The sequence below is a fragment of the Streptomyces griseus subsp. griseus genome (assembly GCF_003610995.1).
Taxonomy (GTDB): Bacteria; Actinomycetota; Actinomycetes; order Streptomycetales; family Streptomycetaceae; genus Streptomyces.
In genome coordinates this window covers 6,677,840-6,691,215 of record NZ_CP032543.1, presented here as the reverse complement: position 1 = coordinate 6,691,215, position 13,376 = coordinate 6,677,840, and the positions used below count along the sequence as shown (strand labels likewise).

The window sequence follows — 13,376 nt, the reverse complement described above, 5'->3', positions numbered from 1 at the left end:
GTCAGGGCGCCGGCCGGCGACTGCGAGTCATATGCGGGTGCTGATCACCGCTTCCGCACCACCACGAAGTCCGCGAGCGCGGTGAGCTGCGCCCGTACCTGGTGCGGCATGTCGACACCGTGCAGCGCCTCGATGGCGACCGCGTGCTGACGACGTGCTTCCTGCGCGGTCCACTCGCGGCCGCCCGCCTCCTCGATGAGCGCCGCGCGGGCGGCGAACTCCTCTTCGGAGAAGCTGTCGAAGTCGCTGCTCTTGGCGTCGGCGGCGAGCAGTTCGCCGAGCCGCTCGGAGGCCGGGCCGCCCGCGGCGAGCGCGGCGACGACCGGGAGGGACTTCTTGCGCTGGCGCAGGTCGCTCCAGGTCTGCTTGCCGGTGGACTCGGGGTCGCCCCAGATGCCGAGCAGGTCGTCGACGGCCTGGAAGGCGAGGCCCAGGTGGTAGCCGTACGCCTCCAGGGTGTCGGCGGTGCGGTCGTCCGCGCCGCCGAGCACCGCGCCGATGGAGACGGCGCAGGCCAGCAGGGCACCGGTCTTGTTGCCCTCCATCTCCAGGCACTCCTCGACGGTGACCCGCTCGCGGTGCTCGTAGGAGATGTCCTGGGCCTGTCCGTCGATGAGCTTGCGGGTGGCGGAGGTCAGCCGGCGGGCCGCGCGGCCCGCCTCGACCGTGCCGAGCTCCAGCAGGACGTCGTAGGCGAGGGCGAAGAGCGCGTCGCCCACCAGGATGGCCTGGGCGGGGCCGTGCACCTTCCATACGGTGTCGCGGTGGCGGCGCTGCTCGTCGCCGTCCATGAGGTCGTCGTGCAGCAGCGAGAAGTTGTGCACGAGCTCGACGGCCACGGCGCCGGGGACACCCGCCTCGGCGGGGGCACCCGCCGCTTCGGCCGACAGCAGGGCGAGGGCGGGGCGCACGGCCTTGCCGCCGTCGCCGTCCGAGGGCCGTCCTTCGGCGTCGATCCAGCCGAAGTGGTAGGCCGCGACGGTGTCCATGGGCGGCGCCAGCCGGTCCACGGCAGCCCGCAGCACCGGCGCTGACAGGGCTCGTCCGCGCTCCAGAAGCGCGGTGACGTCCGTGGTCTGGTCCACGGTGTCGGAAGCCGGATTCGCCGGGGTCACTGACTCTCCTCTTGTTCCGGTGGTACTGCTCATGCCGCCTCCTGCAGCGGATGTCCATGGGGACGGCCGAGGTCGTGGAGGGCCGCGTCGGCGGCCTGGGAGCCGCTGCGCACGGCACCCTCCATCGTCGCGGGCCAGCCGGTGGCGGTCCAGGCACCCGAGAGGTGCAGTCCGGGCGCCCGGGTACGGGGGCCGGGGCGCAGGGCGCCGACGCCCGGGCGGGCGCGAAGGTGGCGGTGCGCTCCCGGGTGACGAAGAAGTCCCGGATGCCGGCGCCACGCGCGGCGGGCAGGAGCCGCTCCAGCTCGGGGAGGTAGCGCTCGCGCAGCTCGGCGACGGGGAGGTCGATCTCGTCCTGGGCGGCGGACTGGGAGACCGCCAGATACTGCCCGGGGCCCTTGAGCCCCGAGGAGTGCGTACGGTCGAAGACCCACTGGACCGGGGAGCCGATCGCGGCGAAGAACGGGCGGCGCAGCACCTTGCGGTCGTAGACGACGTGCACGTTGAGGATGGGCGCGTTGTCGATGTCGAGGAGCAGGTCCGGCTCGTCCAGCGCGCCCGCGGGCAGCAGGTCGTGGGTCTCGTGCTGGGGTACGGCGAGGACGACGGTGTCGGCGGTGAGGCGCTCCCCCGCCGTCGTGACGCTCCAGCGGCCGTCCTCGGTGCGGGTCAGGGACCCCACCTTGGCGCGCAGCTCGGTGCGGACGCCCGCCGTGTCGAGGGCCTTGCGGGCGAGGGTGTCGTGCAGTTCGCCGAGCGGGACGGTGGCCCAGCCGATGTCGGCGGCGCCCGGCTCGGAGAGCAGGCCGGTCCTGAAGACCTTGGCGGCCAGGGCCATGGAGGCGTTCGGCGCGGTGGCGTTGAGGGTGGCGACGCCGACGAGGTCCCAGAGGGCCTCGATGGTGCGCTCGGACTGGCCGTGCCGCTTCAGCCAGGTGGCGAAGTCGATACGGTCCAGGGCCGGGTCGGCGGGGTCGAGGCGGCCGAGCGCGAGGGCGGCGCGGCCGACGTTCGCCTTCTCGGCGAGGGAGAGGTGCGGGTAGGCCGCGAGGCCGCCGGCGAGGTGCAGCGGTACGGGCAGGGCGGTGCGGCGCAGCCGTCCCAGGCGCGGTCCGGCGGCGCGGCCGACGTCCAGGACGGGGACGTCCAGCCGGTCCTGGAGGGGGGCGAGGTGGGCGGCCTCGACGCGGTCGAGGAACCAGCGGTAGCCGGTGCAGCAGCGCAGGTAGACGTGCTGGCCGTTGTCGACGGTGAGGTCGCCGCGCTGGAAGGAGAAGGCGAGGCCGCCGAGGCGGGGCCGCCCTTCCAGCAGGGTCACGTCGACCCCGGCGTCGGCGAGGCGGAGGGCGGCAGTGATGCCGGCGAGGCCGCCGCCGACGACGACCGCGACGGGGGGCCGGGTCTCGTCGCTCATACCTGCCCCTCTCGCCGGGCCGTCACCGTTCGCCGGGTCGCCCCGGAGAGAATCGTCGCAGTCGTGGACGCGTCGGGCCACCGGAGGGTTGCCCAGGCCCCGGGCCTGCCGGAACGCATCAGGCCCGCCCCCTGGAGGTCAGCCGGGAGACATGGCGGGCGTCCAGTCCGGAGAGGCCGCGCACCGCGACGTACGCCTTCTCGTGGCCGGGGAGCGAGACGCGGCCGCGCAGCACGGCCTCCGGGTCGCGTTCGATCCGGTCCAGGAGGCGGCGGTAGATCCCGGCCATGGCGGCGACGCAGGCGCCGCTGCGGCGGTCCAGCATCGGCAGCAGGCGGTACCCCTCGGCGAACAGGGCGCGGGCCCGGCGCACCTCGAAGTGGACGAGGCCCGCGAAGTCGGAGCCGGGGGGCGGGGTGGACCGGTGGAAGCCGTCGGAGCAGCCGAACTTGGCCAGGTCCTCGGCGGGGAGGTAGGTGCGCCCGTTGCCGGCGTCCTCGCGGACGTCGCGCAGGATGTTGGTGAGCTGGAGGGCGAGGCCGAGGGTGTCGGCGTACTCCGGGGCCCTCTCGGCGCCGGGCGCGCCCGGTTCCGTGCCGAAGACGCCGAGGCTGAGGCGGCCGATGGCGCCGGCGACGCAGCGGCAGTACGTCTTCAGGTCGTCCCAGGTCTCGTACGTGGCGCCGCGGACGTCCATCAGGACGCCGTCGATCAGCTCGTCGAGGCCTTCCAGCGGCAGCGGGAACCGGCGCGCGGCGTCCGCGAGGGCGACGGCCACCGGGTCGGTGTCGTCGTCCTCGACCTTGCCGTGCCGGATCCGGTCCAGCAGCTCACGGGTGCTCTCCAGGCGGGTCCGCTTGGTCCCCGGGTCCAGCTCGCCGTCGCCGATGTCGTCGACCCGGCGGGAGAAGGCGTACAGCGCCGACATGGCCTGCCGCTTCTCGTACGGCAGCAGCCTGATGCCGTAGGCGAAGTTCCGGGCCTGCTGTCCGGTGACGGCCTCGCAGTAACTGTATGCGGCCTGTACCGGCGGCGACATGGACGTCGTCTGTCCCTCCACGGTCGGGCTCACCCCTCTCTACGCGCTCTTCGCAGGACGACTGCGACTTCGCGCAGCATGCTCGGCTTGGTGGGCTTGGGCGGTCCGGGCAGTACGTCGAACCCCGCGGCCGAGATCGCCGCGAGGGCCGAGCGCCCGCCGCCGACGAATCCGGCGAGGAGGAGCCTGAGTCTGCCGTTGACGCTACCCACGAGGGGGGTGCCTTCATTCAGCAGCTCGCTCGCGCGTTCGGCTTCGTACGCGATCAGGGCTCGGACCGAGGCTCCGGCGGACGGCACGGCCAGGTCGGCCTCGGTGACCCGGAAGCGGTCCAGGTCCTCGGCGGGCAGATAGATCCGGTCGCGGGCCAGGTCCTCGGCCACGTCCTGGAGGTGTTCGACGATCTGGAGCGCGGTGCAGACCGCGTCGGAGTTGCGTACGCGCTCCGGGCTCGTGGTGCCGGTCAGGGCGAGGACCAGGCGGCCGACCGGGTTGGCGGAGAGCTCGCAGTAGGCGGCGAGCTCCGCGTAGGTGGCGTAACGGCGGACCTTCTGGTCCTGCCGGTTGGCCTCGATCAGGCCGAGGAAGGGTTCGGGGGTGAGCGCGCGGCGCCGCACGGTGGGGCGCAGGGCGCGCAGCAGGGGGTGGAGCGGCTCCTGGCCGGTGGTGGCGAAGACCCGGTACAGGTCGGCCTCGAACGCGTCCAGCATGGCGAGCCGGTCGTCGCTCTGCTCCGGCTCCAGGCCCAGGTGGCGGGCGTCGGCGCCGCCGGGGGCGAGGTCGCCGTCGCCGATGTCGTCGACGAGCCGGGCGTAGCCGTAGACCGCCATCAGGTCGTCGCGCCAGGCGCGGGGCAGGAAGAAGGGGGCCACGGGGAAGTTCTCGTCCGCGGCCTTGCCGAGCGTGGCGTCACCGGTGCGCGCCTGCGGGGTGGAGGTCACTGCGGACCGCCCGGGGCGGGGACGGCGGAACCACGCCGGAGCTGGAGATTTTCCGTCATTGCCGTCACATCTCCCGTTCTACACTGCTGACCCAAAACAACCCTTTTCGGACACGCCGCTCGTTCTTCCGAGTGCACTGCGGCACCGCGGGCGGAGCGCCGGGGGCGTATCGCCCCACTTGCCATGAATCAGCACCGCTACAGCCTACGTTGTGCAGCTCACAGGGGTGCGGCGGGGTGGAGCGCCTCCCGGGGGCGGAGGGCGTACCTCCTGTCAACCTTCCTCGTACGCCGGTGGATTGACGTCATCCGCCGGGAGGAGATCACCCCCTGAGGCGTACTGCGGGTGGCCCGCACCGCCTCGGCCACCGCGCCCGCACACCGCCGTGGCCTCCGCCGGAACCGCTCCGGCGGAGGCCACGGGTGGCTGGGAAGCTACTTGCCCGTCTCGCGTTCGTAGGCCTTGAGGACTTCCTCGGTGGGGCCGTCCATCAGGAGTTCGCCCTTCTCCAGCCAGAGCGCCCGGTCGCAGGTGTCCCGGATCGACTTGTTGTTGTGGCTGACCAGGAAGACGGTGCCCGCCTCCTTGCGGAGCTCGCGGATCCGCTCCTCGGAGCGGACCCGGAACTTGCGGTCACCGGTGGCCAGCGCCTCGTCGATCATGAGGACGTCGTGGTTCTTGGCGGCGGCGATGGAGAAGCGCAGGCGTGCCGCCATGCCGGAGGAGTACGTCCGCATCGGCAGGGTGATGAAGTCGCCCTTCTCGTTGATGCCGGAGAAGTCCACGATCTCGCGGTAGCGCTCGCGGACCTCGTCCCGGGTCATCCCCATGGCCAGGCCGCCCAGGACCACGTTGCGCTCGCCGGTGAGGTCGCTCATCAGCGCCGCGTTGACGCCGAGCAGCGAGGGCTGGCCGTCGGTGTAGACATGGCCGGACTCGGTCGGCAGCAGGCCGGCGATGGCCCGCAGCAGCGTCGACTTGCCGGAGCCGTTGGTGCCGATGAGGCCGATGGCCTCGCCGCGGTAGGCGGTGAAGGAGACGCCGCGCACGGCGTGCACTTTCCTGACCCCGCGCGGCTCGCCCTTGCCGCGGCGCAGCATGCGGCTCAGCGCCGCGGTGGCGCTGCCCCGGCCGCCGCCGGTGCCGTTGACCCGGTAGACGATGTGGACATCGTCGGCGATCACCGTGGGGATGCGTCCCTGTGCGTTGTCCTCAGCCACGGCCGTACCGGTCCTCTGCCTTCCAGAAGTACACGAATCCCACGACTCCCAGCAGCAGGGCCCAGGCGAGGCCGACGGCCCAGACGTGGTCCGGCAGGTTCTCGGAGCCGTACCCGTCGATCAGGGCGAAGCGGACCAGGTCCATGTAGATGGCCGCCGGGTTGTACTGGAGCACGTCGGCGATCCACGCGGGCTTGTCCTTGAGCATCACGGGGATGGAGAACATGACGCCCGAGGCGTACATCCAGGTCCGCATGACGAACGGCATCAGCTGCGCGAGGTCGGGGGTCTTGGAGCCGAGCCGCGCCATGACGAGGGCCAGGCCGGTGTTGAAGACGAACTGGAGGAGCAGCGCCGGGACGACCAGCAGCCACGACAGCGACGGATAGCTGCCGAAGATGACGGTGACGGCGACCAGCACGATCATCGAGAACATCAGCTGCTGGAGCTGCTGGAGCGAGAAGGAGATGGGCAGCGAGGCCCGGGGGAAGTGGAGGGCCCGGACCAGTCCGAGGTTGCCGGAGATCGACTTGACGCCCGCCATCACGGAGCTCTGCGTGAAGGTGAAGACGAAGACGCCGGTGACCAGGAACGGCACGAAGACGTCGTCCGGAATGCCCCTCCTGGTCCCCAGGATCAGTCCGAAGATCAGGTAATAGACAGCGGCGTTCAGGAGAGGGGTGACCACCTGCCACAGCTGGCCCAGCTTGGCCTGGCTGTACTGAGCGGTCAGCTTCGCCCGGGAGAAGGCCAGGATGAAGTGGCGCCGTCCCCAGAGCTGTCTCATGTATGCGAACAGCCCCGGCCGGGCGCCGCTCACGGTCAGGCCGTACTTGGCGGCCAGCTGGGCCGCGCCGAGGCCCTCGTCGGCGGACGGCGGGGTCCCGAGGGCTACCCCGCCGTCATGGGTCGTGTCACTCACAAGTTGAAACTCTCGTCTTCACGCGCAGCCAGTCGCGGGCGCGGCTCAGGCGGACAGGTTCCGGAAAGAAAATACGCCTCATGCTCTCAGAGGAAAGCCTCTCAGATGACCGGAGGTCGGCCCAGCCTCGTCAGGCGCCACACCGTACGCCACTTCATCGGGCGCCGGGGTCCGCAGGGTGTCGACCAGCCTTCCCGGAAACCGCCGAACCATGCCTTCAGCGCGGGCGGCGACGGGCGTCTGACCAGCGTCAGCAGCAGCCAGACCCCCACATAGAGGGGGACCAGCGGGGCGGGCAGGTTGCGGCGGGCCAGCCAGACCCGGTTGCGGGCCACCATGCGGTGGTAGACCGCGTGCCGGGAGGGGGCGGTGGTGGGGTGGTTCAGCACCATGTCCGCGCGGTAGTCGATCATCCAGCCCGCGTCCAGCGCCCGCCAGGCCAGGTCCGTCTCCTCGTGGGCGTAGAAGAACTCCTGCGGCAGCCCGCCGACCTCGGCGAGGACCGTCGTCCGTACGGCGTTGGCGCCGCCGAGGAAGGTCGTCACGCGTGAGGAGCGCATCGGGTCGGCCGCCCGGAGCCGGGGCACATGGCGGCGCTGGGTGGCACCCGTGTCCGGGTCGGCGATCCGGAAGGTGACGATGCCGAGCTTCGGGTCGGCCTCGAACGCCTGCCGGCACAGCTCGGCGGTGTCCCGGTTGGGGAGCATCCCGTCGTCGTCGAGGAAGAGCAGGGCGTCCACGTCGGCGCCGGACGGGCCGAACGCCTCGATGCCGACGTTGCGGCCGCCGGGGATGCCCAGGTTCTCGGGCAGCTCCACGGTCCGCACCCCGGCCGGGACGTCCGGGACCGGGGCCCCGTTGCCGACCACCACGACCTCGATCCGGTCGCCGTCCTGCGCGGCGACCGAGTCGAGGAGGGTGCGGAGCTCGTCGGGGCGGTCGCCCATGGTGATGACCACCGCGCCCAGTTTCATGGCAGGGGTCACTTCAGCCTGCTGGACGCCAGGACGGACACCAGGTGCAGCAGGGTCTGCAGCAGCGCGATGCCGGCCAGGACGGCGGTGGCGAGGCGGGTGTAGAAGAGGTCGCCACCGATGGTGTCCAGGATCGCCACCAGGAGGATCAGCAGCGAGGCCTCGATCCCGAGGATCAGCCGGTGGAACTTGAGCGCGCCGGCCGCCCGGCGGGCCAGCGCCATACCGGAGGAGCGCGGCTCGGACGCCGCCTCCTTGACCGGCGGCAGCCCGCCCTGGTGACGGGCCACGCCGACCAGGTCCGTCTCGGCCTTGATCAGGATCGCGCCGAGCGCGGCGAGCGTCCCGAGGAACGCCCAGAGCCAGTCGGTCCGGCCCTCGCCCCAGATGTCGGCGGCGCGCAGGCCGAGGCCGACGAGCACCGCCGCGTCGCACAGGTAGGCGGCGACCCGGTCCAGGTAGACGCCGCTGAGCGAGTACTGCTTCTTCCAGCGGGCCAGCTCGCCGTCCACGCAGTCGAACAGCAGGTAGAGCTGGACCATCACCACGCCGAGCACCGCGCCCCAGATGCCCGGCACCAGCAGCGCCGGGGCGGCCAGGGCGCCGGCCAGCGTCATCACGTACGTGACCTGGTTCGGGGTGACCCGGGTGTTCACCAGGTAGCGGTCCACGCGCAGGGAGACCTCACGCATGTACATGCGGCCGGCCCAGTGCTCGCCGCTGCGCCGGTCCTTCACCCCCGGGGGGTGCACGACCGGGCGGAGTTCAGCTACTGATGGTCGAGGCATAGTCGGCGTACGCGTCCCTGATCTGGTCGGTGGACAGGTTGAGGTGCTCCAGGACCGTGAAGCGTCCCGGACGCGTCTGCGGCGCGTAGTCGACGGCCTTCACGAACTCGTCGACGCTGAACCCGATCTCCTGCGGCAGGACCGGCAGACCGTGGCGGCGCAGTATCGATGCCATCAGGAGGGACTCCTGGCGGGCGCCGCGCAGATGCATGGCGAAGCAGGCGCCGAGGCCGACCTGCTCGCCGTGGCTGGCCGCGCGGTGCGGGTAGAGCAGGTCGAAGGCGTGGTTGATCTCGTGGCAGGCGCCGGAGGCCGGACGGGAGTCGCCCGCGACCGACATCGAGATGCCGGTCAGCACCAGCCCCTCGGCCAGCACCTTGAGGAAGGCGTCGTCGCCGACCCCGCCGGGGTGGCGCAGCACGGCCTCCCCGGCCTGGCGGGCCATCGCGGCCGCGAGGCCGTCGATCTCCTCGCCGTTGACCTCGTGGGCCAGCTCCCAGTCGGCGACGCAGGAGATGTTCGAGATCGCGTCGCCGATGCCCGAGCGGACGTAGCGGGCGGGCGCCTCACGGATCACGTCGAGGTCGATGACCACGGCGATCGGGGTGGGGACCCCGTAGGAGCCGCGCCCGTTGTCGTTGTCCAGGGTGGCGACAGGCGAGCAGAGGCCGTCGTGCGAGAGGTTCGTCGCGACGGCGACCATGGGCAGCCCGACCCGCGCCGCGGCGTACTTCGCCACGTCGATGATCTTGCCGCCGCCGAGGCCCACCACGGCGTCGTACCGGTTGCCCTTGATGCCGTCGGCGAGCTTCACCGCGGAGTCGATCGTGCCGTCGGCGACGGCGTACCAGTCGGCACCCGGGAGGTCCGGGGCGAGCCTCTCCCGCAGGGCGCGCCCGGACCCGTCGCTGATCGCGATGGCCAGCTTGCCCGAGGAGGAGATCCGCTGATCGGCCAGGAGACCCGCCAGATCGTCCATGGCGCCGCGCCGGATGTCGACGACGACCGGGGACGGAATGAGCCGGGTCAGTACTGGCACGCGATCTCACGGCCCTTCTCGAGGTCGGCGTGGTTGTCGATCTCGACCCAGGTCACGGTGCCGATGGGGGCGACGTCGACGGTGAAGCCGCGGTTGACGAGCTCCTGGTAGCCGTCCTCGTAGTAGAGGTCGGGGTCGCGCTCGAAGGTGGTCTTCAGGGCGTCGGCGAGCTCCTCGGCGGCCTCGGCCTCGATGAGGGTGACGCCGATGTACTCACCGGTGGCGGCGGCCGGGTCCATCAGCTTGGTGATGCGCTGGACGCCCTTGCCCTCCTCGGTGATGACCTTCATCTCCTCGTCGGCGAGGCTCTTCTCGGTGTCCAGCGCGAGGATGATCCTCTGGCCCTTGCCGCGGGCGTCCAGCAGGGTCTTCTCGACGGAGACCGGGTGCACGGTGTCGCCGTTGGCGAGGATCACGCCGCGCTTGATGACGTCACGGGCGCACCACAGGGAGTAGGCGTTGTTCCACTCCTCGGCCTTGTCGTTGTCGATGAGCGTGAGCGTGAGGCCGTACGTCGCCTCCAGCTCGGCCTTGCGCGCGTAGACGGCCTCCTTGCGGTAGCCGACGACGATCGCGACCTCGGTGAGTCCGACCTCCGCGAAGTTGGCCAGCGTGAGGTCGAGGACCGTCTTGTCGCCGTCGACAGGGACGAGCGCCTTGGGGAGCGTGTCCGTGTAGGGGCGCAGACGTCGTCCTGCACCGGCTGCCAGTACGAGGCCGATCATGCGAGTTCTCCTTCGTCGTGTACGGCGGGGGCCGAGGAGGACACCCAGAAGCGGATGGACTCCACGAGCACCACCAGAGCCACGGCCACCGCGAGGGCGGTGAGGGCCGTGGTGAAACCTGAGGCGTGGGTGAGTACGGCGGCGAGGACGGCCACCAGCGCGGTACGGCCCTCGTGTCCACCGATCGTGCGCACCAGCCACCGGGGCGGCGCGCCGGTGCCTCCGCGGATGCGGTACACCGTGTCGTAGTGATGGTAGGCGACGGCCGAAACCAGTCCGAAAGCCGCCGGAACGGCGTGCGGTACGTCGCTGCGGGCGGCCAGCACGAGGATCGTGACGTACTCCGCGGCCCGGAAGAACGGCGGCACCAGCCAGTCCAGGGCGCCCTTGAGCGGGCGGGCCACGGCCAGGCCGGAGAGCACCACGTACACCGCCGCGGCCGCGACGGTGAGCCGGCTCCCGTACGGGAGGAAGAGCGCGGCGCCGACCATGACCAGGGTGCCGAGCAGGGCGACGGCCGGGGCGGTGAACGCGCCCCGCGGTCCGGGGGCGACCGCCGCGACGCCCTGGGCGAGGGGGCCGGAGTCGGCGAGGTCCGCCAGGGCCTGGGCGGCGCGGTCGGTGCGCCCGGCCTTGCGGGTCAGCGAGCGCAGGAGGCGGCCGGCGGTGGTGTAGCAGGCGGCCAGGGAGCAGCCGACGAGCAGGGCGTAGAAGACGATGCGGGGAGTGGTGAACGCGGTGAGCACCGCGATCATGGCCCAGCGCTCGCCGATCGGCAGCACGATCATCCGGCGCGCCCAGACCGTCCAGCCGACGCTGTCCAGCTTGTCGGAGAGGGCGGCGGTGGGGCTGGTGTTGGCGACCGCGTCGTGGTTGGCCTCGTTGAACGAGAAGTCCACGACATGGCGGCAGGCCTGGAGGACCATCGCCCCGAGCGCCAGCACCCAGACGTCGTCGCCGCCGCGTACGGCGCCGATGGCGAGGCCCGCGTAGTACGCGTACTCCTTGGCCCGGTCGAAGGTGGCGTCCAGCCAGGCGCCCATCGTCGAGTACCGCAGCGAGTAGCGGGCGAGCTGCCCGTCGGTGCAGTCCAGCACGAAGGAGACCAGGAGCAGGATCCCGGCGGCGATGTAGCCGCCCCGGGTACCGGTGGCCGCGCTGCCCGCCGCGATGAGCGCGGTGATCAGGGACGCGGTGGTGACCTGGTTCGGGGTGAGGTTCCGGCGGGCGCACCAGCGGGCGATGTAGCGGGAGTACGGGCTGATGGCGAAGGTCGTGAAGAAGCCGTCGTGGGCCTTGACCGCGCTGCGCAGCCGTACCGCCTCGTCGTCGATCTCGTCGCGGGCGGTCTCGGCGGTCGCCCGCGCTCCGGCGTCGGTGGGGACGGTGGCGGTGAGCGATCCCAGCTCGGGGCGCTTGACGGCGGTGCCTTCGGCCTCCAGCGCGACGGCGATACGGCCGGGGACGGTGCGGTCCTCGGGTGCCGGGTCGGTGTGCTGGGCGACGACGGGGGCGCCCGCGCCGACGGCGGCGGTGGTGCGGTGCAGCGCGCGCAGCAGGGCCCCGCGGGCCTCGGGCTGGGCGGTGAGCGCACCGGGGACGGCGGCGGCGGCGAAGCGCGGGTCGGTCAGGCCGAGCCGCAGCGCGTGGACGTGGCCCACGAAGCGCGGGTCGACGAGCGCGACCCGGCGGCCGGCCGGGACGGCGGCGAGGAGCGCTGCGGCGTCACCGGCGTCGACGGCGGTGAGCACGTCGAAGCCGAGGGACCGCAGATCGTCCGCGAGCGACGACCCGGGTACCGGCGTACCGGTGAGAATGGCGGTCGACAGACGAACTCACTCCTTGGCACTGACGAGGACGACACACGGCAGCACGGCCACAGGGCGGGCCGGCGGCGTGTCGGCTGAGGCTATCGGATGAACGGAAGGCCGAGTTCACCACCTGTTTGTGCGCCGTTCGGGTGGACCTGCTCGAGCCGGTTCCGTTCGCGATCATCATCATCGATCGGTGCCCCGGCCCACAAACCGCCGGTCGGACCGGGTGGGCCCGACGCTTAGGCTGGCCGTCATGACATGGCTGATCACAGGCGGGGCGGGATACATCGGGGCACACGTGGCGCGGGCCATGGTCGCGGCGGGTGAGCGGGTCGTCGTGGTCGACGACGGCTCCACGGGCGTCGCGGACCGGCTGCCGGAGGCCGTCACGCTGGTGGAGGGCTCGGCCTCGGACCGGGCTCTGCTGGACCGGGTGCTCGCCGGTCACGCGGTGAGCGGTGTGGTGCATCTCGCGGCGAAGAAGCAGGTCGGCGAGTCCGTGGAGAAGCCCCTGCTGTACTACCGGGAGAACATCGCCGGGCTGGGCGTGCTGCTGGAGGCCGTGGTCGCGGCGGGTGTGCGGCGGTTCGTCTTCTCGTCGTCGGCGGCCGTCTACGGCGTACCGGATGTGGAGCTCATCACCGAGGAGACGCCCTGCCTGCCGATCAACCCGTACGGCGAGACCAAGCTCGCCGGGGAGTGGCTGGTGCGGGCGACGGGCAGGGCGCACGGGATCTCCACCGCCTGTCTGCGGTACTTCAACGTGGCGGGGGCGGGCGAGCCCGAGCTGGCGGACAGCGGGATCTTCAACATCGTCCCGATGGTCTTCGACCGGCTGACGCGGGGTGAGGCGCCCCGGATCTTCGGTGACGACTACCCGACGCCCGACGGCACCTGTGTCCGCGACTACATCCATGTCGCGGACCTGGCCGAGGCCCACCTCGCCGCCGCCCGGAAGCTGGCCGAGGCGGAGGGCGGCGATCTGACGCTGAACGTCGGCCGGGGCGAGGGCGTCTCGGTGCGGGAGCTGATCGACATGATCCTCGATGTCACCGGGTACGCGGTGGAGCCGGTGGTGGAGACCCGCCGTCCGGGTGACGCGGCGAGGGCGGTGGCGTCGGACGCGCTGATGGCCGAGGCGCTGGGATGGACGGCCCGCCGGGATGTGCGGTCGATGGTGGAGTCGGCCTGGGAGGGCTGGTGCCTGCGCCACCCGGAGGCCCGTACCTGATCATGTCAGCGCTCTGACCTGCGGAACGTTTCCGCAGGTCAGAGCATATGACAACGGTGTTCAGTGCCGTGTTGCCCGATACCCCCCACCCGTAGTTCACTGGCGTGGTCGGGCGGTTTCGCCGGGCGTTGTCGCACGGAGCTGGAGGCGTTTC

The 13,376-nt window shown here is 71.9% G+C and carries 11 protein-coding genes and 1 pseudogene; 1 reads left to right on the top strand and 11 read right to left on the bottom strand.

Features of this window, described 5'->3' with window-relative positions:
- Positions 1–44: 44 nt before the first annotated feature.
- From D6270_RS29990 to D6270_RS29940, 11 genes and pseudogenes are all read right to left on the bottom strand, one after another.
- Complete coding sequence (locus tag D6270_RS29990; protein ID WP_109162570.1) at positions 45–1,148, bottom strand: polyprenyl synthetase family protein; 1,104 nt, start codon at positions 1,146–1,148, stop codon at positions 45–47.
- Positions 1,145–2,529, bottom strand: a pseudogene (hpnE, locus tag D6270_RS29985) (hydroxysqualene dehydroxylase HpnE). The gene D6270_RS29990 and the pseudogene hpnE overlap by 4 nt, the downstream one beginning before the upstream one ends.
- A gap of 118 nt (positions 2,530–2,647) precedes the next feature.
- Positions 2,648–3,568, bottom strand: coding sequence for a presqualene diphosphate synthase HpnD (gene hpnD / locus D6270_RS29980; RefSeq protein WP_204117037.1), 921 nt, complete (start codon positions 3,566–3,568; stop codon positions 2,648–2,650).
- A gap of 29 nt (positions 3,569–3,597) precedes the next feature.
- Positions 3,598–4,509 (bottom strand): squalene synthase HpnC, encoded by a 912-nt coding sequence (hpnC, locus tag D6270_RS29975; RefSeq protein ID WP_109162572.1) that lies wholly within the window; start codon positions 4,507–4,509, stop codon positions 3,598–3,600.
- A 434-nt stretch (positions 4,510–4,943) separates the two neighbouring features.
- Entirely contained in the window at positions 4,944–5,729 is a 786-nt protein-coding gene (locus D6270_RS29970; RefSeq protein WP_093689642.1) for an ABC transporter ATP-binding protein, read from the bottom strand.
- Positions 5,722–6,651, bottom strand: coding sequence for an ABC transporter permease (locus tag D6270_RS29965; RefSeq protein ID WP_109162573.1), 930 nt, complete (start codon positions 6,649–6,651; stop codon positions 5,722–5,724). The genes D6270_RS29970 and D6270_RS29965 overlap by 8 nt, the downstream gene beginning before the upstream one ends.
- Before the next feature lie 101 nt (positions 6,652–6,752).
- Positions 6,753–7,625 carry a glycosyltransferase family 2 protein gene (locus D6270_RS29960; protein ID WP_202418523.1) on the bottom strand — a complete coding sequence of 291 codons (873 nt, stop codon included), beginning with the start codon at positions 7,623–7,625 and terminating at the stop codon, positions 6,753–6,755.
- An 8-nt stretch (positions 7,626–7,633) separates the two neighbouring features.
- Positions 7,634–8,413: a CDP-alcohol phosphatidyltransferase family protein gene (locus D6270_RS29955; RefSeq protein WP_109162575.1), complete on the bottom strand. Its 780-nt coding sequence runs from the start codon at positions 8,411–8,413 to the stop codon at positions 7,634–7,636.
- A complete protein-coding gene (locus D6270_RS29950) occupies positions 8,391–9,452 on the bottom strand; it encodes an iron-containing alcohol dehydrogenase family protein (RefSeq protein ID WP_109162576.1) in 1,062 nt (353 codons plus the stop codon). The genes D6270_RS29955 and D6270_RS29950 overlap by 23 nt, the downstream gene beginning before the upstream one ends.
- Positions 9,440–10,177, bottom strand: coding sequence for a phosphocholine cytidylyltransferase family protein (locus D6270_RS29945; RefSeq protein WP_109162577.1), 738 nt, complete (start codon positions 10,175–10,177; stop codon positions 9,440–9,442). Before D6270_RS29945 ends, D6270_RS29950 begins: the two co-directional genes overlap by 13 nt.
- Complete coding sequence (locus tag D6270_RS29940; protein ID WP_109162578.1) at positions 10,174–11,928, bottom strand: DUF5941 domain-containing protein; 1,755 nt, start codon at positions 11,926–11,928, stop codon at positions 10,174–10,176. Before D6270_RS29940 ends, D6270_RS29945 begins: the two co-directional genes overlap by 4 nt.
- 316 nt (positions 11,929–12,244) lie before the next feature.
- Between D6270_RS29940 and galE the strand changes: the two genes are divergently transcribed.
- Positions 12,245–13,222 (top strand): UDP-glucose 4-epimerase GalE, encoded by a 978-nt coding sequence (gene galE, locus D6270_RS29935; RefSeq protein ID WP_109162579.1) that lies wholly within the window; start codon positions 12,245–12,247, stop codon positions 13,220–13,222.
- The last annotated feature ends 154 nt before the right edge of the window (positions 13,223–13,376 follow it).

Excerpts from the sequence above, each read along its gene's own strand:
- D6270_RS29990 (WP_109162570.1), bottom strand. The coding sequence starts at position 1,148 with ATGAGCAGTACCACCGGAACAAGAGGAGAGTCAGTGACCCCGGCGAAT.
- hpnD (WP_204117037.1), bottom strand. The coding sequence starts at position 3,568 with ATGTCGCCGCCGGTACAGGCCGCATACAGTTACTGCGAGGCCGTCACC.
- D6270_RS29960 (WP_202418523.1), bottom strand. The coding sequence starts at position 7,625 with ATGAAACTGGGCGCGGTGGTCATCACCATGGGCGACCGCCCCGACGAG.
- D6270_RS29955 (WP_109162575.1), bottom strand. The coding sequence starts at position 8,413 with ATGCCTCGACCATCAGTAGCTGAACTCCGCCCGGTCGTGCACCCCCCG.
- D6270_RS29945 (WP_109162577.1), bottom strand. The coding sequence starts at position 10,177 with ATGATCGGCCTCGTACTGGCAGCCGGTGCAGGACGACGTCTGCGCCCC.
- galE (WP_109162579.1), top strand. The coding sequence starts at position 12,245 with ATGACATGGCTGATCACAGGCGGGGCGGGATACATCGGGGCACACGTG.